The 20,105-nt window shown below is 51.4% G+C and carries 21 protein-coding genes; all 21 read right to left on the minus strand.

Annotated features, from left to right (window positions below; all coding sequences use genetic code 11):
- Positions 1 to 99 precede the first annotated feature (99 nt).
- The 21 genes from GYMC10_RS29275 to GYMC10_RS29375 all read right to left on the minus strand — a co-directional run bounded on the left by GYMC10_RS29275 (position 100) and on the right by GYMC10_RS29375 (position 20,004).
- A complete protein-coding gene (locus GYMC10_RS29275) occupies positions 100 to 1,818 on the minus strand; it encodes a phospho-sugar mutase (RefSeq protein ID WP_015737738.1) in 1,719 nt (572 codons plus the stop codon).
- A 45-nt stretch (positions 1,819 to 1,863) separates the two neighbouring features.
- Complete coding sequence (gene fabZ, locus GYMC10_RS29280) at positions 1,864 to 2,295, minus strand: 3-hydroxyacyl-ACP dehydratase FabZ (RefSeq protein WP_007133270.1); 432 nt, start codon at positions 2,293 to 2,295, stop codon at positions 1,864 to 1,866.
- A 499-nt stretch (positions 2,296 to 2,794) separates the two neighbouring features.
- Positions 2,795 to 2,995 (minus strand): DNA-directed RNA polymerase subunit beta, encoded by a 201-nt coding sequence (locus tag GYMC10_RS29285; RefSeq protein ID WP_009594210.1) that lies wholly within the window; start codon positions 2,993 to 2,995, stop codon positions 2,795 to 2,797.
- 9 nt (positions 2,996 to 3,004) lie between these two features.
- Positions 3,005 to 3,832 carry a flagellar hook-basal body protein gene (locus GYMC10_RS29290; RefSeq protein ID WP_015737739.1) on the minus strand — a complete coding sequence of 276 codons (828 nt, stop codon included), beginning with the start codon at positions 3,830 to 3,832 and terminating at the stop codon, positions 3,005 to 3,007.
- A gap of 68 nt (positions 3,833 to 3,900) precedes the next feature.
- Positions 3,901 to 4,782 (minus strand): flagellar hook-basal body protein, encoded by an 882-nt coding sequence (locus GYMC10_RS29295; RefSeq protein WP_015737740.1) that lies wholly within the window; start codon positions 4,780 to 4,782, stop codon positions 3,901 to 3,903.
- A 269-nt stretch (positions 4,783 to 5,051) separates the two neighbouring features.
- On the minus strand, positions 5,052 to 6,050 hold the full coding sequence (locus GYMC10_RS29300; RefSeq protein ID WP_036660372.1) for a rod shape-determining protein: 999 nt from the start codon (positions 6,048 to 6,050) through the stop codon (positions 5,052 to 5,054).
- Between the two features lie 196 nt (positions 6,051 to 6,246).
- Positions 6,247 to 6,531 (minus strand): sporulation transcriptional regulator SpoIIID, encoded by a 285-nt coding sequence (gene spoIIID / locus GYMC10_RS29305; RefSeq protein WP_009594246.1) that lies wholly within the window; start codon positions 6,529 to 6,531, stop codon positions 6,247 to 6,249.
- Positions 6,532 to 6,794: 263 nt separating this feature from the next.
- Positions 6,795 to 7,535: a M23 family metallopeptidase gene (locus GYMC10_RS29310; protein ID WP_015737742.1), complete on the minus strand. Its 741-nt coding sequence runs from the start codon at positions 7,533 to 7,535 to the stop codon at positions 6,795 to 6,797.
- 204 nt (positions 7,536 to 7,739) lie between these two features.
- On the minus strand, positions 7,740 to 9,350 hold the full coding sequence (spoIID, locus tag GYMC10_RS29315; RefSeq protein ID WP_015737743.1) for a stage II sporulation protein D: 1,611 nt from the start codon (positions 9,348 to 9,350) through the stop codon (positions 7,740 to 7,742).
- Between the two features lie 323 nt (positions 9,351 to 9,673).
- Positions 9,674 to 11,020, minus strand: a complete 1,347-nt coding sequence (gene murA, locus GYMC10_RS29320) for a UDP-N-acetylglucosamine 1-carboxyvinyltransferase (protein WP_176502510.1) — start codon at positions 11,018 to 11,020, stop codon at positions 9,674 to 9,676.
- Positions 11,021 to 11,521: 501 nt separating this feature from the next.
- Complete coding sequence (locus tag GYMC10_RS29325; RefSeq protein WP_009590551.1) at positions 11,522 to 11,776, minus strand: DUF1146 family protein; 255 nt, start codon at positions 11,774 to 11,776, stop codon at positions 11,522 to 11,524.
- A 660-nt stretch (positions 11,777 to 12,436) separates the two neighbouring features.
- A complete protein-coding gene (locus GYMC10_RS29330) occupies positions 12,437 to 12,841 on the minus strand; it encodes a F0F1 ATP synthase subunit epsilon (protein ID WP_015737745.1) in 405 nt (134 codons plus the stop codon).
- 99 nt (positions 12,842 to 12,940) lie between these two features.
- Positions 12,941 to 14,341 carry a F0F1 ATP synthase subunit beta gene (gene atpD / locus GYMC10_RS29335; RefSeq protein WP_009590553.1) on the minus strand — a complete coding sequence of 467 codons (1,401 nt, stop codon included), beginning with the start codon at positions 14,339 to 14,341 and terminating at the stop codon, positions 12,941 to 12,943.
- A gap of 116 nt (positions 14,342 to 14,457) precedes the next feature.
- Entirely contained in the window at positions 14,458 to 15,318 is an 861-nt protein-coding gene (atpG, locus tag GYMC10_RS29340; protein WP_009590544.1) for an ATP synthase F1 subunit gamma, read from the minus strand.
- Between the two features lie 306 nt (positions 15,319 to 15,624).
- On the minus strand, positions 15,625 to 17,139 hold the full coding sequence (gene atpA, locus GYMC10_RS29345; RefSeq protein ID WP_015737746.1) for a F0F1 ATP synthase subunit alpha: 1,515 nt from the start codon (positions 17,137 to 17,139) through the stop codon (positions 15,625 to 15,627).
- Between the two features lie 18 nt (positions 17,140 to 17,157).
- Positions 17,158 to 17,703, minus strand: a complete 546-nt coding sequence (locus GYMC10_RS29350) for a F0F1 ATP synthase subunit delta (protein WP_015737747.1) — start codon at positions 17,701 to 17,703, stop codon at positions 17,158 to 17,160.
- Complete coding sequence (atpF, locus tag GYMC10_RS29355; RefSeq protein WP_009590554.1) at positions 17,700 to 18,188, minus strand: F0F1 ATP synthase subunit B; 489 nt, start codon at positions 18,186 to 18,188, stop codon at positions 17,700 to 17,702. The genes GYMC10_RS29350 and atpF overlap by 4 nt, the downstream gene beginning before the upstream one ends.
- 95 nt (positions 18,189 to 18,283) lie before the next feature.
- Entirely contained in the window at positions 18,284 to 18,496 is a 213-nt protein-coding gene (atpE, locus tag GYMC10_RS29360; RefSeq protein WP_007128780.1) for a F0F1 ATP synthase subunit C, read from the minus strand.
- Positions 18,497 to 18,602: 106 nt separating this feature from the next.
- Positions 18,603 to 19,364 carry a F0F1 ATP synthase subunit A gene (gene atpB, locus GYMC10_RS29365; RefSeq protein ID WP_041622068.1) on the minus strand — a complete coding sequence of 254 codons (762 nt, stop codon included), beginning with the start codon at positions 19,362 to 19,364 and terminating at the stop codon, positions 18,603 to 18,605.
- Between the two features lie 35 nt (positions 19,365 to 19,399).
- Positions 19,400 to 19,777, minus strand: a complete 378-nt coding sequence (locus GYMC10_RS29370; RefSeq protein ID WP_015737749.1) for an ATP synthase subunit I — start codon at positions 19,775 to 19,777, stop codon at positions 19,400 to 19,402.
- Positions 19,774 to 20,004: an AtpZ/AtpI family protein gene (locus GYMC10_RS29375; protein ID WP_009590543.1), complete on the minus strand. Its 231-nt coding sequence runs from the start codon at positions 20,002 to 20,004 to the stop codon at positions 19,774 to 19,776. Before GYMC10_RS29375 ends, GYMC10_RS29370 begins: the two co-directional genes overlap by 4 nt.
- Positions 20,005 to 20,105 lie beyond the last annotated feature (101 nt).

Consider the following 20,105-nt stretch of genomic DNA (forward strand, 5'->3'; position numbering starts at 1 on the left):
CCTGCGGGGATTTACGATGGAGGGCAACAGCTATTTGATGCCTTGCGCAACCATCGTAAATCCCCTTCGTTCTCTTCTCTCATTAAAATGTATCTATGGTTAAGCGTCTACCCGGGCCATGACTTGATCCGAGAGCGATTGAATTTTGGCCTTCGCATCGCCGAGAGATTCGCCGCGCACGGCAAAATACACTTTGATCTTCGGCTCGGTGCCCGAAGGTCTCAGGCAGAACCAAGAACCGTCTTCAAGCAAATATTTTAACACGTTTTCCTTCGGCAATCCGTCCAAGCCCTCCGCATAGTCAAGGACCTGCTTAACCGATTGGCCCCCGACCTTCTGGGGCGGATTGTCGCGCCAATCGGACATCTTGGCTTGAATCTGGGCAACGCCATCCTTGCCTTTGAGCGTCCGGGATTCCAGCGTCTCGAGGAAATAACCGAACTGCTCGTAAAGCTCCTGCAGCACATCGTACAGCGTCTTGCCTTGTCCTTTATAGTAGGCGGCGGCTTCGCAAATCAGCATCGAGGCCAGCACAGCATCCTTATCGCGCGCATAGTTGCCTGCCAAATAGCCGTAACTCTCCTCATAGCCGAACAGATACGTATGGCTGCCGGACTCCTCGAACTGGGTCATTTTCTCGCCAATGTACTTGAAGCCCGTCAATGTATTCAACACGGCGGCACCATAATGCTCGGCAATCGCGGCTCCCATCTCGCTTGTTACGATGGTCTTGATTACGGCACCATTGTTAGGGAGCTTACCCGCTTCCTTCAATTGACCCAGCAAATAGTGGATCATAATCGCGCCCGATTGATTGCCTGTCAGCACGACGTATTCACCTTGGCCGTTCTTCACGACAGCCCCCATGCGATCCGCGTCGGGATCCGTCCCGATCAAAATGTCGGCTCCTACTTCCTCGCCAAGCTTCATCGCAAGCGTGAACGCTTCACGTTCCTCCGGATTCGGAGATTTCACGGTGGAGAAATTGCCGTCCGGCTGTGCTTGCTCAGGAACGACATGGATATGCTTAAAGCCGATGTTCCGAAGCACCCGCTCGACCGGGGCTTGCCCTGTTCCGTGGAGCGGCGTGAATACGATTTTGAAATCCTCGCCCAGCTTGGACGCGATAAGCTCCCGATTCACGCTGACATCGGTCACCGTATCCACAAAAGCCTGGTCCTCCGCTTCGCCCAGCCAAACCAACAGACCCTGTGCCTCGGCATCCGCCTGCGACAGCCTCTTCACGGCGGAGAAAGAATCCACCTCCTGAATCCGGGCAATCACGTTTTCCGCTTCGTCCGGCACCAGCTGGCCGCCTTCACGGTTGTACACCTTATAACCGTTATATTCCGGCGGATTATGGCTTGCCGTGATGACAATCCCTCCGGTAGCACCCAAGTGGCGCACGCTGAATGACAATTGCGGCGTAGAACGCAAGGAAGGGTACAGCTTGGCTACAATCCCGTTGCCGGCCAGAACCAAAGCAGCCTCCAACGCAAACTCCGGCGAGAAATGCCGGGAATCATGGGCAATGACAACGGAAGGCTTGCCCTCCGCATCGCCGTGAGCCTCCAGAATATACTGCGCAAAGCCTTGCGTTGCGCGACCTACCGTATATTTATTAATCCGGTTGCTGCCTGCACCGATGACGCCGCGCAGACCGCCCGTTCCAAATTCCAGATCACGATAAAACCGCTCCTCCAGCTCTTTGGCATCGTGCTCGAGTGAACGCAGCTCCTGTTTCGTCTCCTCATCTACATAAGGATCATTCAACCAACGCTGTACCGTATCGATTGTTCTCTGACTCATCTCTGACATGAAAAAAAGTCTCCCTTCCTCATCCAAACAAGAATAGTCTGAAAATTACTCCTTATCCGCGAGAGCAAACATAATTTCTCCCTCGGCCACTACGCGTCCATCCACTGTTGCGGTCGCTTTCCCTTTGCCGATCATGCCCTTCAGGCGAATGATCTCGACTTCCAGGCGCAGCGTGTCTCCCGGCACCACTTGTCCACGGAAACGGAAACCGTCAATGCCCGCCAAAAAGCCGAGCTTGCCCCGATTGCTCTCTACGTTGAGAATCGCCACAGCGCCGACTTGCGCCAAAGCTTCTACAATCAGGACTCCCGGCATAACGGCATATTCAGGGAAATGCCCGACAAAAAACGGTTCGTTGATCGTCACGTTCTTGATGCCGACCGCCCGTTTGCCATCCTCGATCTCCACGATCTTATCGACGAGCAAAAACGGGGGACGATGCGGAATAATCTCTTGGATCTGTTTGATGTTCAACATAGTATTAAATCCTCCTTATGTACGTACCCGCCAAGCATAGCGTTTGAAAAGGGGAGTTCGTTCCAGTTGCGACGCTATGCCGATTTCTCAAGCAGCGGAAGGTATTGCCGATGGTTGTATCATGCTTCATCTTCGAGGTTCTTTAACGAATTTCGGATCATTTGCATAAAAAGAAGGAGTTGCGGAAAAAATGATGGATATCCTTCACCGCTGCAGAAGTGAAGGTTTCAGATAAGGGGCTTTCTCCTTCGGACATTCCGTGTACGAGGAGAGGGCCCTTTTACAAGTTTTTGGGGTCCCCGCAAAGTATTTGGAATAAGCATCGCAGCATAGGCTCCACTTTGTGGGGTTATTTTATATACATCCGTCCATTGTCATGAAATGACAAAGTTAATACGCAAGTCCCATCCCATTATACCGTTTAACCCTAAAAAAAGAAAACTCCCTTCCAGGGAGTTTGGCATCTTATCAACAACGTTGTATGTCACCCCGACCTTCGTCACGGTGCGAAAATCAAATCAAAAACATGCTTCCATGTGCCCCATTCAAACACTTCACTAAGCTCCTGATCCCCCAGGACAACATATCCGAAGACCATACCCCCAAATAATGCCAGTACGAGCAATACAGGAATCATGATACGGACGGCGATTTTCCATCCGGATGTCTTGGAGCGTTTTTTGGCGTTTGATTCACTCATGATGCCCACCTACCCTCGCATTGTGTTGGCAAGGTTCATCATGGTATCGCTGGAACTAAGCGCGCGTGCCGTCAGCTGGTAGGCCCGCTGAACTTCCATCATCTTGGTCAATTCATCGGTCAGGTTCACGTTGGATTGCTCCACAAATCCGGACAGCACCTTGGATTTAGGAGGCTCGCCCGGAGCAGGCGGCGTCGTATCGAATACGTCGCCTTCCGCTAAACCGTTCCCTAAGACAAACAGGTTATCCCCTACAGCGACCAGTCCCTCCGGACGCTCAAGCTCAACCAGCTTCAAGGTAGCATAAGGAGCCGTACGGCCACCCGTTGGGGTCTCCACGATAATCTGACCTCTCTCATTGATGGCAACTTTCCCTTTCGCCGGAAGAGAGATCGGATTATCGTTCACGTCAAGCACAGGATAGCCTTGTGAATTGACCAGCAGCAGGTTGTTCGGATTACGGGCGTCCGGGGATACGTGAAATCCGCCTTCACGGGTATATCCGATCGCGCCGTCTCCCTGAACCGCAAACATGGCTTGCCCGTCAATCATCAGATCGAGCGGGTTGCCGGTTTCCTTCATGGCGCCCTGCTCCATGTTTGGCACAACGGAAGATAATCTCATGCCGTACCCGAGTGTATAGCCAAGCGGCGTCGCACGGCCCGTCCGGTCGAAATCCTTGTGATGGCCCTGAACCTGAGTCAGCACATCCTCAAAGGATGCCTCCTTTTTCTTATAACCAGCCGTGTTGACGTTTGCCATATTGTCCGCAATGACATCCAATCGCTGCTGGAGGGCATTCATCGACACCATGGCGCTAATCATCGAGTTGTTCATTACTTACCTCCCGTGGGCTCCCATTATTCCGGCAGCAGTGTGCTGCCTACCTGCTTACAGACGTTAGCTTAGACGCGGCCAATTTCATTGACCGCCTTCTCCAGCGTTCTGTCGTAATATTGAACGATTTTCTGATTCGTTTCATACGCGCGCAGCGCAGCGGTCAATTCCACCATCGACTGCGTTGGATCCACGTTGGACCCTTCGATGAATCCCTGTCGGACCACTCCGTTATCGGCCGGCGTCATAAAACGCACTTCACCGTCCGGATCAGCCATGCGGAACACGCCATGCCCTTCTCGAATCAGTCCATGAGGCTGGCTCACGATGCTGACGCCGAGAATGATGCCCGTCCCTCTGCCAGCGGCGTCCATGATTTCTCCTTGCTCATTCACTGTAAAGTCACTCGCCGGACCTGTCAATACAATCGGTCTGTTATTGTTATCCAGAACCTGATAGCCGCTCTCGCTCAGCAGGTTGCCTTCGGGGCTGACCCGGAAGCTGCCGTTGCGGGTGTACCGGACATCTCCGTTCTCGTTCTGAACCGTGAAAAATCCTTCCGGCCGGTAAATCACCTCGCCGTTCTCATCCACGTATCTGCCCGAAGCGTCAAACGGATAAGCCTGGCCCGTTGCCGGATTCTGTACCGTAAACGAGGATACCAGCGCAAAGTCCGTTGTCTTGTTCGTTTCCCGGAGCGCGCCTTCCGTATAGAGCGAAATGCTCTCCTCCGCGTATACGCCCGTGTTGAACTTGCCGAGCTTCCGTCCCACATTCGACGACTCGTTGCCGCCGATCATCGAGACCAGAACTTCAGGGAACGAGCGCTGTACGCTGTTCGTTGCCTTATAGCCTGTCGTGTTAACGTTGGCGATATTCTGCGTCACCGTATTATGTCGCTGCTCCTGGGTCATCATCCCTGAAGCCGCTGTATATAGACCTCTTAACAATGAAGGCACTTCCCTTCCAAAATAGATCCGTGAATGGCCGCTTCACTGACGGATTGTATTTCCAATCGCTGTTGTTTTCGGATTTCTCGTTAGAACTTCTCACATGTCGAAATCCGAAATCAAAGGCGACCACTCCGTTTTTCCAATACAATTCCGTCCTCTTCGCTGCTGCTGCGCTTGACCATTGTATACTGCAGACTTATGTAGCTGCATCGTATGGATACAGATTTATAATCAAAAATCACGTTCCTATCATCTATATCGGAAGGTTAGAACTTTTTCTTAACGACCTTGTCCAAATTATCGAGCATAATTCCCGTTCCCTTAACCACACAGTGCATCGGATCTTCAGCGACAAGCACCGGCACCCGAAGCTCGTCCGTCAACAGCTCGTCCAATCCATGAAGCAGCGCGCCGCCGCCCGTTAGAATAACGCCGCGATCGATGATGTCCGCCGACAGCTCAGGCGGAGTACGCTCCAATACGGATTTGGCTGCGAGCACGATCGATGACACGGGATCCCACAGGGCTTCCTGCACTTCCTCTGACGACACCGTGACGGTAAACGGCAATCCCGATACCATATCGCGTCCGCGAATATCCATCTCAGCTTGTCTGCCGCCCGGACGAACCGTTCCGATCGCCATCTTCAAATCTTCTGCCGTCCGTTCCCCGATCAGCAATTTATATTTATGCTTCACGTACTTCGTGATCGCCTCGTCGAACTTGTCCCCTGCCATTTTAATCGAAGAAGCGGTGACCACATCGCCCATGGACAGGACGGCCACATCCGTGGTGCCGCCCCCGATGTCCACAACCATGTTACCGCTCGGTTGGAAAATATCCATTCCTGCGCCAATTGCCGCCGCCTTCGGTTCTTCTTCCAGGAACACATCCCTTGCGCCGCTGCGCTCAGCCGCTTCCCGGATCGCTTTCTGCTCCACCGAAGTAATGTTCGTCGGTGCACAGATCAGGATTCGGGGCCGGCTGTGCCAACTGCGCGCGCCCACGCGATCAATAAAGTACTTCAGCATCGCTTCCGTAATTTCGAAGTCGGCGATGACCCCGTCCCTCAGCGGGCGGATCGCCGTAATGTTGCCGGGAGTACGCCCGACCATGCGCCGTGCTTCCTCACCGACGGCAAGGACTCGTTTGGTGTCGGTCTCAATAGTGACAACGGAAGGTTCGTCTAACACTACCCCCTTCCCCTTTACGTGAATGAGCACGTTCGCCGTTCCGAGATCGATTCCAATATCCTTGCTCAACATCATGAAAAGCCCCCAAAGTGTTATTTTATGGTAAAAGAGTCTGTTCGCTGTACCGTACCACCCTTCGACATAATCTAGCAATCGATGATGATCTTCGGCAAAACAGGTCCCATATTTCGATCCTATACCAGCTTTTAACATATCATACTTTAGGGGAGGGATTCAACGCCAATCTAGCGACCAAAGCCCTAAAAAATCAGGATTTTGCCGTGGCCACCGGTTCACGGTTGCTGCCGGTTTTTTTGTACTTGATCTTGGTAGCTTCTCCGCCTCTCAGATGGCGGATGGATTTGTGGTATTCGAGAATGTGCTTTACCTGATCCGCCAGGTCCGGGTTGATCTCCGGCAGACGTTCGGTTAAGTCCTTATGCACCGTGCTCTTCGACACGCCAAATTCTTTGGCTATAGTTCGAACCGTATGCCTCGTTTCCACGATACAGCGTCCGATCTTAATGGTCCGCTCTTTGATGTAATCGTGCACGCTCCCGCCTCCCTACTGTGTGGATAGTTTGGTACATTATATGAGGGGCCTGACGGGATATTCGCGGTTTCAAGTGCTGACAAGCTTACTTGGACCCATTTATTTTCTGGACATGCCGGTCGCGGACAAGCAGAGAAACTCCATAAAATAAGGCGCTGCAAGGGTTGGACTTGCCATCCGAACCCGCAGCAAAAAAAAAGACAGGATCCCAAGATCCTGCCCTCTTCAAGTGCGCGGTGGGCGCATATGACGAAGAAATGAAATTATTTTTGCGGAAGCACGCTCACAGGGTTGACCAGTTTCCCGCCCTCATACACTTCAAAGTGCACGTGGTTGCCGAGATCCTTCTCAAGCTCGCTGCGTCCGGCCGTCGCGATGGAATCGCCCTGCTTCACTTCTGCGCCTTCCTTCACTTTCACTTCGTTCAAGCTTTGGTACACGGTTTTCGTATCGCCGGAGGTAATCTCCACGACGTTGCCGTTGACCGGATGATTCTCGACCCGGGTCACTTTACCCGTAAGCGCGGCTCTGACTTCGAACATCGTGTCATCGGCGGCAGCCAAGTCGATTCCCAGATTCGGCGTGAAGGTGTCGTTATATTGCACCATCGCCTCTTGATGGGTCTCCGGATTCGTCTCGTCAAAGTAAGGTTTGACGATGCTCACCGCCACGTCGTCCGCTACCGGCCAGATCATCGCTTGCGCATTAGCCGTCACTTCTACAGCCTCTCCGTCATTACCTTCGGTTGCAGCAGGCTTCTCCGAGCCTTGAACCGATTCCGATACGGTTGTTGCTTCCTCTTGTGGGTTCAGCGTCTTTTGGCTGGCGTCCTGGTAGACCCACACGAGGGTTAGTATAATTGCCGCTGCTGCTAAGTATGCTGCCGGGAACACCCACCGTTTGGATAATGCTTTCTTCCACGAAGATGACGTTACCGCCGAATCTCCTTGCACAGTTTTAGGAGTTTCTTCGTGGGGTTTACTATTTTTGTTCTGTTCATTCATTTGCAATCACCTCAGTAACCATTGTTACCGGGGCCAACTCTTTTATACGTTATCTCACTATTATTTTTTTGAGAGGTTGTTCCAAAAGTCGTCTTTTGATCACGGAGTGAATCAAGGGGCAACTCGGCATCGAATCTTGAATTCAGCCGGTCCTTCCAATGCTCACGTACCCAAAACGTACGCTCCGCTTCTCAGTCCCTAGCTTTATTCAACCTTCTCGGTGTTGAAAAACCGATTTTTTGAACTTGTATTTAAAGAGAGAAGATTTGAAGTTTTGTCAAAAGAAATATTCGTATAATAGTGCTCCAGAATCGCTTTCGCTTCATATCCCTCGCGGGCCATGCCCTCTGCTCCGTACTGGCTCATGCCGACTCCGTGGCCGTTGCCGTAGGTCGTAATCTCAATCTCTCCGTCTTTCATATGAAGGGTGAATTGGCTGGACCGGAGCCCCAGCTTCTCTCTCACCTCGCGACCGGTGAACTTCTTGCCGCCGACCCGTACGCTCTCAATGCGATGGCCTTGCGTATACGAGAGCACTTTCAAAAAAGAAGAACCCCCGTCCCCGCCCGCCGATACCGGTACGGCTCCATCCGCCAGGCCAAGCTTTCCGATAAACTCCGACCTTGGCATCGTGACCGTTGTCTTGTATTTGGGCGAAATCTGTTTATCCCATGGACTCTCCACGCTGCGCAGGTAGGGAATCTCGTTCTTCCAATAATCCTCTGAATTTTCGGTATACCCGTTGCTGGTGGAGAAAAAAGAAGCCGTAATCGGCTTACCTTCATACGTCATCACCACACCCGCCGTTTCCTTAACCGCCTGCCGCAGCTTCGTCAGCTCGGCTTCCTTCCCTAGCCGACGCCATTCCTTCGTCAGCTCGTCTTGAGCGATATAAGCCTGGTGACTGACCGTGTCGGTCACCAGGGCCTTCCCGTCCGGCACGCCGCTGCGGTCGCCGGACGCCAGCCGCTGCACGATATAGGTTCGTGCCGCGATGGCCTGGGCCTTGAGCGCCTCCAGCTGGAACTCCGCCGGCATCTCGGCGGCCAGGACGCCGACGAGGTACTGTTCCAGCGGCAGCTCTTCCACGGTATCCGTCTTGGTTACATAGACGGATACCGTGGGCTCTTCCGCCGCCTGCGGCTCGGCGGAAGGCAGCGGGGCCGGCCCGGGCGGCAGCGGCTCTGGTGCGTTGTTGCCGGGGGCAACCACCAGCAGAGGCAGCGCCAGCGCCAAGGCCAGCAGCCCGGCCACCGCCCAGACGGCGGGGTGCACCCGCACCCGCCGCTTCCCGGCGGCCGGGCGCCGCGCGGCAAAGCCGCGACGCCCCCAGCGCGCAGGCCGCACACGGAACGTGCGGCCGCCGCGCGGCACGCGGCCCGGTGCCGCTTGCGCGAAGCGCTGCGGCTCGGCCGCGGAATGCGGGCCCTGCGGCATGGCCGCCGGCCCGCCGGGGGCTGGCCCGGCGCCATGCGCAGGCGCGCCGGCAGGACGTTCGGGCGGCTGCGTATGTGCCGCCCGCGGGCCATGGCCGGACTCGCCGAAGGCGTCCGGCCTGCTCCTCGGGCCGCGGTGCCCGCGCGGCCCTTCCTGCATATCCTCTGTATCCGGTATCGAACGACGGCTTTGTTCTTCAGTCAGCCCGCCCTTCGTCTCAAGCCCCTCAGGAAATTTCCACTTCAACACGGGAGCCGCCGATCCTTCGGACGGCACCTGATAAGGCTCAGCACTTCCTTCTTTCCGAACGTCTTTTGAATCGACCGCTCGTTTGTTCCCTGCGGTGCTCACATTCACACGAACCTTCGAATCTTTCATTGCGTTTCCCTCCTGTGCCTTTTCCCCTGGTATAGGCTCTCGTTCATGCTCCATCACGCTCTACTTATACTTATGAGATACGGGTATTTGATAGAACTATTCTAAGAGAACGGGAAAATTCATATGGATGAAGAAACGCTGAGGCTGACTGCAAGCAAGCTAGCAAAAAGTCTCCTATTGATCCGGAATCCCAACATAAGAGAAGGAGGGATAGCTGCCATGATGATGGCATACCCAAAAAAGAAGAGGCCTTGCCTCCATCGGCAAAGCCCCTTCTATGACTTAATGCGGTCTAACCTTAATGAACAGATCCAGCCTCCAGGTTATACCCAGGTTGGCTGCACTTTAAAATGTTTGGCGTCCTCTGCTTCAGTTGCCGCTTTCTTCGAAACCTTCTCCGTGCTCGGTTCCTCCGTCGAAATACGCCAGATATCCGCGCCAAGTCCGGACAGCTTCTCCGCCAAATGAACATAACCGCGATCAATATGCTGAACGCCGCCAACTTCGGTAGTCCCCTCAGAAACAAGACCGGCTAAAATCAAGGCGGCCCCTGCACGCAGATCCGTTGCCGTTACTTTGGCTCCTTTCAGCTTCGCGCCGCCGGTCACGATGGCAGAACGTCCCTCCACCTTGATCTCCGCATTCATCAATTGGAATTCGTCCACGTGCATAAAGCGGTTTTCAAATACGGTTTCGGTCACGACACTTGTACCTTCCGACACCAGCAAGAGCGCCATCATCTGCGATTGCATGTCGGTTGGGAATCCAGGGTAAGGCAAGGTTTTCACATCCACCGACTTTAACGGCTTGTCAGCGATGACGCGAATCCCGTTCTCGTCCGGCTCGACGGTGATCCCCATCTCCTCCATCTTGGAGATGACAGGGCCGAGATGATCGGCGATGGCTCCTTCCACGTATACGTCCCCGCCGGTAATCGCAGCGGCAGCCATGAAGGTGCCTGCTTCGATCCGGTCAGGAATCACGTTATGCTTCACGCCATGCATCTTCTCAACGCCTTCGATGCGGATCACGCCCGTGCCCGCACCGCGAACTTTGGCTCCCATTGCATTCAGGTAATTCGCTAAATCGACAATTTCCGGCTCTTTCGCCGCATTTTCGATAACCGTTGTCCCTTCAGCCAATGTGGCAGCCATCATAATATTTTCAGTAGCACCTACGCTGGCAACGTCCAAATAGACCTTTGCCCCGCGCAATCTGCCATTGCTCTTAGCTTCAATATATCCTTGTCCGAGGCTGATTTCCGCCCCGAGAGCTTCAAATCCTTTTAGATGCTGATCGATGGGTCTTGTGCCGATAGCACATCCCCCGGGAAGCGAAATCCGGGTTCGTCCACAACGTGCCAATAAAGGTCCCATGACCAGAAAAGACGCCCGCATCTTCCGCACCCATTCATAAGGCGCTTCACATGTCGTTATGTGCTCTGCATTCACACGTATCACTTCATCCTGATATGTAATGCCCGCACCAAGCGACTCCAATACTTTGCTGATTGTAATTACATCGTCAAGAGGAGGCGCGTCAATAATAACACTTTCCCCAACTTCCCCTAGTAGAGAGGCAGCGATGATCGGAAGAACTGAATTTTTTGCTCCGCTGACTTTGACGCTTCCGGTCAGTCTTTTGCCACCGCGGACGATAAATTTGCTCATCATGGTTTCCCTCCGCGTCCATAATTTTCCTGATTGCGTGTGTTAGTAATTAGGTGTTGCTAATTCCCTAACTTTCATCTTAACATTAGTGTTTTCCGCTAAACAAGCGATTTTTGAACTATTTATGACATCTGATACGGTGTCTACATCAGGAATCGAACAATCCATGATGCCACCTTATGAAGCATCTGTTATCCGCAGTATGGACCTACGAAAGGTACCATGACCGACCAGCACTTGTCAATGCGCAACAATTACCGGGTGAACATTATAGTCCGGAAGTCATAGCGTCCGCCCGATCCGTTTCTTGATTTAAGTGTTAACATAATAAAATGCGTTTATTCGACATCTTCTTCTGAAGCAACCTAACAGAGATATAACCATTCATACCGCAATTAAAACAGACACGTAAAAAGATTGCCGAACACATAACCATCCTACAACTCATGTCTTAAAAACAAGCTGCTCCAACACGTTATGTACCACGCCCGTCATTCGCGTTTAAAACATATATCGGATCATTTGACTCCATGTAATATAGTCAATTAGGAATTCAGCAACGAATCGTCCAAGCACCACCGCCAGCAGCAAATGCAGCAGCTTTCCCTGCGGCCCTTTCGGATGACGGACAACCAAATCCAGCTTTACTTGTTGTAATGCCCACCAAGCCAGTGCGATACAGACCAGTGAAACAACAATCGATATCAATCCGCTAACACCGACGGCACCGATTGAATTGGATAAATCCTGATTCATACTCCCTCCTCCTTCGTGAATTTGTCAGCCCTATTCAGGACCGACTCTTCTATAATACTTGGCTGGAGGCTAAGAATCCAGCACTTTCTATACGACATTTCCTCGGAAATAATAAAATTTATCGACATTGCCCAAAAACGATCAGGAACACGCCATTAGCCGAAGTCCAAAATGCTGTTCTTATCGCAATCATGAACCAATGAAACACCAGGAATGGATATAGTTTCATTCCCCATGCTCCTATTTATACTTATTATATTACAAAAAATTACCGGACCCTAACTTAGCGGCCGGTAAAGCTTCCAGATGGTTAATTCTTGGAATGACCTTTCTCTCTTAGACGCTATATGTTGTGCTGCGACTCTATAAAAGCAAGGGTTAGATACTTGGGATATCCAACATTTCATAGAATCGCAGGCTCCATAAGCTTCATATGACACTGTTAGAGAGCTGCTTTAGCGAATTCATCCTACTATTCTGACCCTTTAAACGATGAAAAAATTAACTATAATCGACGCGATTTTCAGAAAACGGCCCTTGTTTTCCCCGCTTATCGAACTTCACAGCAACATGATTCAGATTCTCTGAAATCCTATGCTTGCTGTAAACAAAAAAACAGCTTGGCTGCAATCTTGCAGCCAAGCTGTCTTGGTTCAACGATTAGTTCCGCGTCACTTTAATCCGGTTCATCGCTCTTTGCAGAGCCAATTCCGCGCGACGATGGTCAACTTCATCTTGTCTTCCCTTCGCATGCAGGCGAGTCTCTGCTCTTTCCTTCGCGGCTTCCGCACGCTCCAGATCGATTTCTCCCGCTCTCTCTGCGCTTTCCGCCAGGATGACAATCTTATCTTTGCGGACTTCGACGAAACCGCCCTGTACCGCAAACGGGGTTCTCTCGTTGCCGATCTTCACAAAGACTGGCGCTATTTGAAGCGGCGTAACGAAGGAAATATGACCAGGCAAAATGCCCAGCTCTCCCTCAACCCCACGCACCGTAACACTGTTCACCTGCTCCGAGTAAACCAAGCGGTCCGGCGTTACGATTTCCAACAAAATGGTGCTCACTTCCATCCCTCCTCACCGTTTTCCGCAGAAAACTCGCGCAGCAGACCTCACAGTCCCACTGTGAGCACTGTTTCGGTCTGCCGATCACGGAGCGTCAGCTTACAATGTTTTTGCTTTTTCAACTGCCTCTTCAATCGTACCTACGAACAGGAAAGCGGCTTCCGGAAGGTGGTCGTGCTTGCCTTCCAGGATCTCTTTAAAGCTGCGTACGGTTTCTTTAACCGGCACATATTTACCAGGAATGCCGTTAAACTGCTCGGCAACGTGGAAAGCCTGGGAAAGGAAACGCTGAACACGACGAGCACGTCCAACGATCGCTTTATCTTCCTCGCTCAGCTCATCCATACCGAGGATTGCAATGATATCTTGAAGCTCGTTGTAGCGAGCCAAAATTTTCTTAACGCCTTGAGCCACATTGTAATGCTCTTCACCAACGATTTCCGGAGCCAAGATACGGGAGCTGGATGCCAGCGGATCTACCGCAGGATAGATACCCATCTCGGAAATTTTACGCTCCAGGTTCGTCGTTGCATCCAAGTGAGCAAACGTCGTAGCAGGAGCCGGATCCGTATAGTCATCCGCAGGTACATAGATCGCCTGGATGGATGTTACAGAACCTTTTTTCGTGGAGGTAATCCGCTCTTGCAAGCGACCCATTTCGGATGCCAGCGTTGGCTGGTAACCTACCGCGGAAGGCATACGTCCCAGGAGGGCGGATACTTCGGAACCCGCTTGAGTAAAGCGGAAGATGTTGTCGATAAAGAGAAGTACGTCTTTACCTTCTTGGTCACGGAAATATTCCGCCATCGTCAATCCGGTCAACGCTACGCGAAGACGGGCACCCGGAGGCTCGTTCATCTGTCCGAATACCATCGCGGTTTTGTTGATAACGCCGGAATCGCTCATCTCGTGGTAAAGGTCATTACCTTCACGAGTACGCTCACCTACGCCGGCAAATACGGAGATACCGCCGTGTTCTTGAGCGATGTTGTTGATCAATTCCTGGATCGCAACGGTTTTACCTACGCCGGCACCACCGAAGAGACCGATTTTACCGCCTTTTTGGTATGGAGCAAGCAAGTCGATAACTTTAATCCCCGTTTCAAGCATTTCTGCTTGCGTGGAGAGCTCATCGTATGCAGGAGCTTCACGGTGGATCGGGTTATTAACTTCGGACACTACGGCACCTGCATTATCGATCGGCTCACCCAATACGTTAAATACGCGACCGAGTGTAGCGGAACCTACAGGAACCGTGATTGGTCTGCCCAAATCCACAGCTTCGATGCCGCGAACGAGACCGTCCGTGGATGACATCGCGATACAACGAACCAGGTTATCACCCAAATGATTGGATACTTCCAAAGTCAAATCAACCGAGCGGCCGCCTTCCAACGTAGCTTCAATCTTGACAGCATTAAAAATCTCGGGAAGATGACCGCGCTCAAATTCAATGTCAACTACAGCACCTGTAATGCTGACAACGCGTCCTTTTTTCATTGATTCGTTTTCCCTCCTACCCGTTCACCTCTGGCGGTGAACGATGATCGTAAAAGCGGCTGTTCATCACATCGCCGCATATCCGTTAAATACTAAGTTAAGAATTCAAACGTGCATTATTGCTGAGCGTTGGCTCCGCCCACAATCTCGGAAATTTCCTGCGTGATGGCAGCCTGACGAGCACGGTTGTAAGTCAGGTTCAACTCGTTGATCAACTTGCTCGCATTCTTCGTTGCTGCTCCCATCGCGGTCATCTTCGCTCCAAGCTCACTTGCCTTCGCATTGAGCATTGCGCTGAAAATCAGCGTTTCCGCATATTTCGGAAGCAGAACCTCCAGCACGCCTTCCGGAGACGGCTCATACTCATAACCAGTCAGGTTCTCCCCGCCGCCAATGTTCTCCATCGGCAGAAGTTTGGAGATTTCCTGAAGCTGAGTCAAGGCATTCACGAATTGGTTATAGCACAGGTATAACTCATCAATCTGACCCAGCTCGTATTGGTGAACCGCCGCGTTAGCGATGGTCTTAATATCCGCATAGGTCGGACTGTCGGATAAATCGGTGAGCTCCTCAACAACCGGAAGTCCACGACGGCGGAAATAATCCCGTCCTTTACGTCCGATCACAAACAGGCAATACTCGTCCTTGGACTGATGGCGTTCTGCGATAAAATTCGATACTTTACGCAAAATATTGGAGTTCGAAGCACCCGCAAGACCACGGTCTGAAGTGATCACCAGATAACCGGTTTTCTTCACTTCGCGCTTCTCCAGCATCGGATGGCTGATTCCCTTGGTTCCAGCAGCGATGCTGCCAACCACTTCTTTCAGCTTCTCGGAGTATGGAAGCGCGGAGGTCGCCTTCTCTTGAGCTCTTCTCAGCTTGGCAGCAGCAACCATTTCCATCGCCTTGGTGATCTGCCTTGTGTTCTGAACACTCTTGATCTGCCGTTTAATATCACGTAATCCTCTTGCCATGTTTTCACCACCTTAAAGCTTTGGCGAAGCCAAAGCTAACTTCGTAAGCATCAGCCTAGCTTTGGCGAAGCCAAAGCTAACTTCGTAAGCAATCACCTAACTTCGGCAAAACCAAAGTTACTTCGTAAGCAATTCGCGCTTTGGCTGGGGCCAAAATTACTTCGTACGGGTAGACTAAGCTTTGGCTAGGACCAAAGCCACATCTGTTGTAAAAACCACTTTGGTCACAGCCAAAGCTACATTCCATATGATGAAAGAGGATGCCGGGCTTACCCCGGCTCCCCTCCTATTACTTGCCTGAGGAGCTTAGACCGAAGCGGCAAAGCCCTTCTTAAATTGATCGATTGCCGCTTTCAACGCGTTTTCGTTGTCGGACGTCAAATCCTTCGTATCCGTAATGGATTGAAGAATTTCCGGTTTATTGCTTCCAATAAACGCGAGGAACTCGCTCTCGAAACGACGCACGTCAGCAACCTCGATATCATCGATATATCCTTTAACGGCTGCGTACAAGCTAACCACCTGTTGTTCAACGGACAACGGCTGGTTTACGCCCTGTTTCAGGATTTCCATCAATCTTGCACCACGGTTCAAACGAGCCAAGGTTGATTTGTCCAGATCGGATCCGAACTGGGAGAACGCCTGGAGCTCACGGTATTGCGCAAGATCCAGCTTCATGCCGCCCGCAACCTTTTTCATCGCCTTGATCTGCGCGGAACCGCCGACACGGGATACCGAAATACCGACGTTAATCGCTGGGCGTTGTCCGGAGTAGAACAGCTCGGACTCCAGGAAGATCTGTCCATCCGTAATCGAAATTACGTTGGTTGGAATGTAAGCAGATACGTCAGAAGCCTGTGTTTCAATAAATGGCAGTGCGGTTAATGAACCACCACCAAGCTCATCGTTGAGCTTCGCTGCACGCTCCAGCAAACGGGAATGCAGGTAGAAAACGTCACCCGGATAAGCTTCCCGACCCGGAGGACGACGGAGGAGCAAGGACAATTCACGGTATGCTGCCGCTTGCTTCGACAAGTCATCATAGATGATGAGTGCATGCTCGCCTTTGTACATGAAGTACTCGCCCATTGCGCAGCCTGCGTATGGAGCGATGTACTGCAGCGGAGCCGGCTCGGAAGCCGAAGCCGTAACAACGATCGTGTACTCCAGCGCGCCATGACGGCGAAGAGTTTCAACAACCTGTGCTACAGTGGACTGCTTTTGCCCGATGGCTACATAAATACATTTAACGCCGCTGCCTTTTTGGTTCAGGATCGTATCGATGGCTACGGTCGTTTTACCTGTTTGGCGGTCACCGATGATCAGCTCGCGCTGACCGCGGCCGATAGGTACCATCGCGTCGATCGCTTTAATACCGGTTTGCATCGGCTCATGAACGGATTTACGGTCGATAACGCCTGGTGCACTGCTCTCAACCGGACGGAATGCAGTCGCTTCGATCGGGCCTTTGCCGTCAAGCGGCTGACCCAGCGGATTCACGACGCGTCCAAGCAGAGCTTCGCCTACAGGAACCTCCATGATACGTCCTGTACGCTTTACCTGATCGCCTTCCTTGATTTCGGAGTAAGGTCCCAGGATAACGACACCGACATTGCTCTCCTCAAGGTTCAGCGCCAGACCGAACACGCCGTTTTGGAACTCCAAAAGTTCCCCGGACATCGCGTTCTCCAGGCCGTACACGCGAGCAATACCGTCACTTACTTGAATTACCGTACCTACTTCAGAGACAGTGATATCGGATTTATATTCTTCAATTTGACTTTTGATTAAAGTACTGATTTCTTCAGGTCTGATACTCAACGTTTTCACCCCTATCTACTATGCTCGTCTATTAAAAGACTTTTCGAGACGTTCCAGCTTCCCGGCAATGCTTCCGTCATACAGCTTGTCGCCAATGACAACTTTCAGGCCGCCGAGCAAACTTTCGTCCACAACATTGGTCACGCGGATCTTCTGATGTGCTAACTGTCCGAATTCCGAAGCAACCTGTTCTTTTTCCTGATCGCTAAGCGGGTAGGTGGAGTACACAGTGGCGTCTGCCAATCCCAAGCTCGCACCTTGTATCTTCACATAGCTGTTCAGCAGTTCTGCGAACATCTCTGCACGCCCTCTGTCGAGAAGCAATTCGATCGTGTTCAATACAGGCTGCGATACCTTCCCTGCCAACGCCTGGCTGATTACGTTCATCTTCACGGACTGGGGAACATTCGGCGTGGCGATGAATTTCTGGATGTCGGCATCGCCTTCAATGGCATGCACGACAGCCCGCAATTCTTCTTCCACTTCCAGACCCTTCTGCTGCTGAGCCGCCACTTCGAACAGCGCCCGCGCATACCGCTTGGCTGCTACCGTATTTTGGCTCATGGTCTGCCTCCTACCTCTTTAAGGTATTGATCCACCAGTTCTTCTTGAGCTTGGTCATTCTTGACTTCACGTTCGATCAGCTTGGTCGCGATCTTCACGGAAACGCTGCCGATTTCGCTGCGAAGCTCTTCGACCGCTTTCTTCTTCTCATTCTCGATATCACGAACAGCTTCGGATTTCAGGCGAATCGCCTCTTCCTTAGCTTGTTCCATAATTTGCTCTGCTTGTTTGTTGCTAGTTTGTCTGGAACGCTCGATGATTTCGTGAGCATCTTGACGCGCTTGCTCCAGTGCCTTCTTCTGCTCTTCTACATATGCAGTCGCCTGCTGGCGGGTCTGTGCCGCTTCGTTCATCTGGCTCATGACCAGCTCACGACGCTGCTCCATGATGCCGAACAATTTGCTGAACGCAAACTTTTGAAGCAAAAGGTAAAGAATAACAAACGCGATAATAGTGATTACCATATTTTCCCAAAGAATTGTCATTGAGGTCACTCCTTTCCATCAACACGAAGTGCGGTGCCTAACAAAACGAAGGCGCGGATGGCATCGGCCCTCCCCGCCAAACCGTTGTATTGTTATTAAGAGAACATGATCAAGAACGCGATTACAGTAGCTGCCAAAGGAATAACCTCTACGATACCAACACCGATAAACATCGTTGTTTGCAATTGACCACGTGCTTCTGGTTGACGAGCGATAGACTCAACTGTTCTGCTTACGATCATACCGTTACCCAAACCTGCGCCAAGGGCGCCCAGACCTACTGCAATAGCTGCTGCCAAAAATTCCATTGTTAAATATCCTCCTTAAAATTGTTTCAAAATTGAAATTTGGTGAAACTATAGAAAATATCTCTTTCGAAAAACACCGCTGTTACGGCGGATTCGTCCGAGTTGATCAATGCTCTTCGTGAATCGTCGTTTGCGAGATGTATACCATTGTCAAAATCGTAAAGATAAACGCCTGCAATGCACCAATGAAGATACTGAAACCTTGCCATGCGGCCATGAACGGAATGCCGTAGAAGCCGGTTTTCAGAATCACCGTGATCAGTACCTCGCCGGCAAATATGTTGGCGTAAAGCCGGATTGCCAGAGCGATAGGTTTTGCCAGGTTCTCAATGATATTGAGCGGCAGGAAGATCGGGAACGGTTCGATGTAATGCTTCAGGTAATGCTTGCGATTCAGCTTCAGGCCCAGGTAGTTCATGAGCACGAATACAACGATCGCAAGACCGGCCGTAACGGAAATGTCCGCTGTTGGCGACTTCCACCACAATACGTGAGCATAGTGGCCATGTTCAAGTCCGAGTGTAGCCAGAATTGGCTGTCCAAAGACTGTGAAGTTCTCCGGCAAGTCGGTGATAATTGAGAACGGCAAGCCCAGCAAGTTGGCTACAAAGATGAACAGGATCAGAGTAAGCCCCAACGATATGTAAGCTTTCCCTTTCTTCAGATCCATCGCACTCGCTACGACGCCTTGCACAAATTCCACTACCCATTCCATGAAGTTTTGCAGTTTGGAAGGGTTTTCGACAGATAGACTACGTACCGCCAGCCGGCATAATACGAACACCACCACACAGGTGACAAGAAGCATTATGACCGCCGATAGGTCAATATTCAATCCGCCAAGTTTGATAATCGGTGAATCATGCATATAATTGTTTTCACCCCTTTCCAAGTTAGCGCTGATCAATGATTGTTTCTCAAACTGAACACAATGCTGACAGGAATGGTCAACAATTGGGGTATGAACAGACCGGCGATTGCACCGCCGAGGGATACCTGTTCGAGTTTCACGGCGAAGATCACAATCAGAAGCCCGATGCACAATCTCGTAATGAAGCCGAAGTTGTACTTTTTCGGTTCCGGATCGACAGCCAATTGCGCCAGCTGCTGCACTTTCATGGAGAGGAAGCGTACATTAAACAAGCCCGCCGCCATGCCCATGATCAACCCCATAATTATCGGGCGGAATTCCGGATAGAGAGCCCATCCGAGAAACAAGGCAGACAATAAGAGTAGCGATACTCTAAATACAGCGTTCACAATGGAAGTCAAATCATTCACGCCTGCGCCCCCAAAAACTTTTTAATGAGAAGAGCGATATTCAAAATCCCTACAAAGAGCCCCGAAAGCGTACCAATGGCAAGCCACACTCTGGGCCCGTCCAATTGATTCATGAGCCATCGCCCGGTAAAAAAACCGATGAGAATGTAAGCGGCAAGCAAACCGCCCGCCCCGCTAATGTATAGCGCTATCAACCAAGGGTTATCTTGACTTTTCGGATTTTTCATATGAACCTCTAATCCCAACTCATTTTACTGAATATAGCAAGAGTTTGTCAATGAATCGATTTGATGGATTTCCCGTGTAAAATCGGCGTTTTGAGCAGTCT

This window comes from Paenibacillus sp. Y412MC10, assembly GCF_000024685.1.
GTDB lineage: Bacteria > Bacillota > Bacilli > Paenibacillales > Paenibacillaceae > Paenibacillus_AQ > Paenibacillus_AQ lautus_A.

Excerpts from the sequence above, each read along its gene's own strand:
- atpD (WP_009590553.1), bottom strand. The coding sequence starts at position 14,341 with ATGAAAAAAGGACGCGTTGTCAGCATTACAGGTGCTGTAGTTGACATT.
- fabZ (WP_007133270.1), bottom strand. The coding sequence starts at position 2,295 with ATGTTGAACATCAAACAGATCCAAGAGATTATTCCGCATCGTCCCCCG.
- GYMC10_RS29325 (WP_009590551.1), bottom strand. The coding sequence starts at position 11,776 with ATGAATCAGGATTTATCCAATTCAATCGGTGCCGTCGGTGTTAGCGGA.
- spoIID (WP_015737743.1), bottom strand. The coding sequence starts at position 9,350 with ATGAAAGATTCGAAGGTTCGTGTGAATGTGAGCACCGCAGGGAACAAA.
- GYMC10_RS29350 (WP_015737747.1), bottom strand. The coding sequence starts at position 17,703 with ATGAGCCAAAATACGGTAGCAGCCAAGCGGTATGCGCGGGCGCTGTTC.
- GYMC10_RS29285 (WP_009594210.1), bottom strand. The coding sequence starts at position 2,995 with ATGAGTGAATCAAACGCCAAAAAACGCTCCAAGACATCCGGATGGAAA.
- murA (WP_176502510.1), bottom strand. The coding sequence starts at position 11,020 with ATGAGCAAATTTATCGTCCGCGGTGGCAAAAGACTGACCGGAAGCGTC.
- GYMC10_RS29275 (WP_015737738.1), bottom strand. The coding sequence starts at position 1,818 with ATGTCAGAGATGAGTCAGAGAACAATCGATACGGTACAGCGTTGGTTG.
- GYMC10_RS29300 (WP_036660372.1), bottom strand. The coding sequence starts at position 6,050 with ATGTTGAGCAAGGATATTGGAATCGATCTCGGAACGGCGAACGTGCTC.
- atpG (WP_009590544.1), bottom strand. The coding sequence starts at position 15,318 with ATGGCAAGAGGATTACGTGATATTAAACGGCAGATCAAGAGTGTTCAG.
- GYMC10_RS29290 (WP_015737739.1), bottom strand. The coding sequence starts at position 3,832 with ATGAACAACTCGATGATTAGCGCCATGGTGTCGATGAATGCCCTCCAG.
- atpE (WP_007128780.1), bottom strand. The coding sequence starts at position 18,496 with ATGGAATTTTTGGCAGCAGCTATTGCAGTAGGTCTGGGCGCCCTTGGC.
- atpF (WP_009590554.1), bottom strand. The coding sequence starts at position 18,188 with ATGACAATTCTTTGGGAAAATATGGTAATCACTATTATCGCGTTTGTT.
- atpB (WP_041622068.1), bottom strand. The coding sequence starts at position 19,364 with ATGCATGATTCACCGATTATCAAACTTGGCGGATTGAATATTGACCTA.
- GYMC10_RS29375 (WP_009590543.1), bottom strand. The coding sequence starts at position 20,004 with ATGAAAAATCCGAAAAGTCAAGATAACCCTTGGTTGATAGCGCTATAC.
- GYMC10_RS29310 (WP_015737742.1), bottom strand. The coding sequence starts at position 7,535 with ATGAATGAACAGAACAAAAATAGTAAACCCCACGAAGAAACTCCTAAA.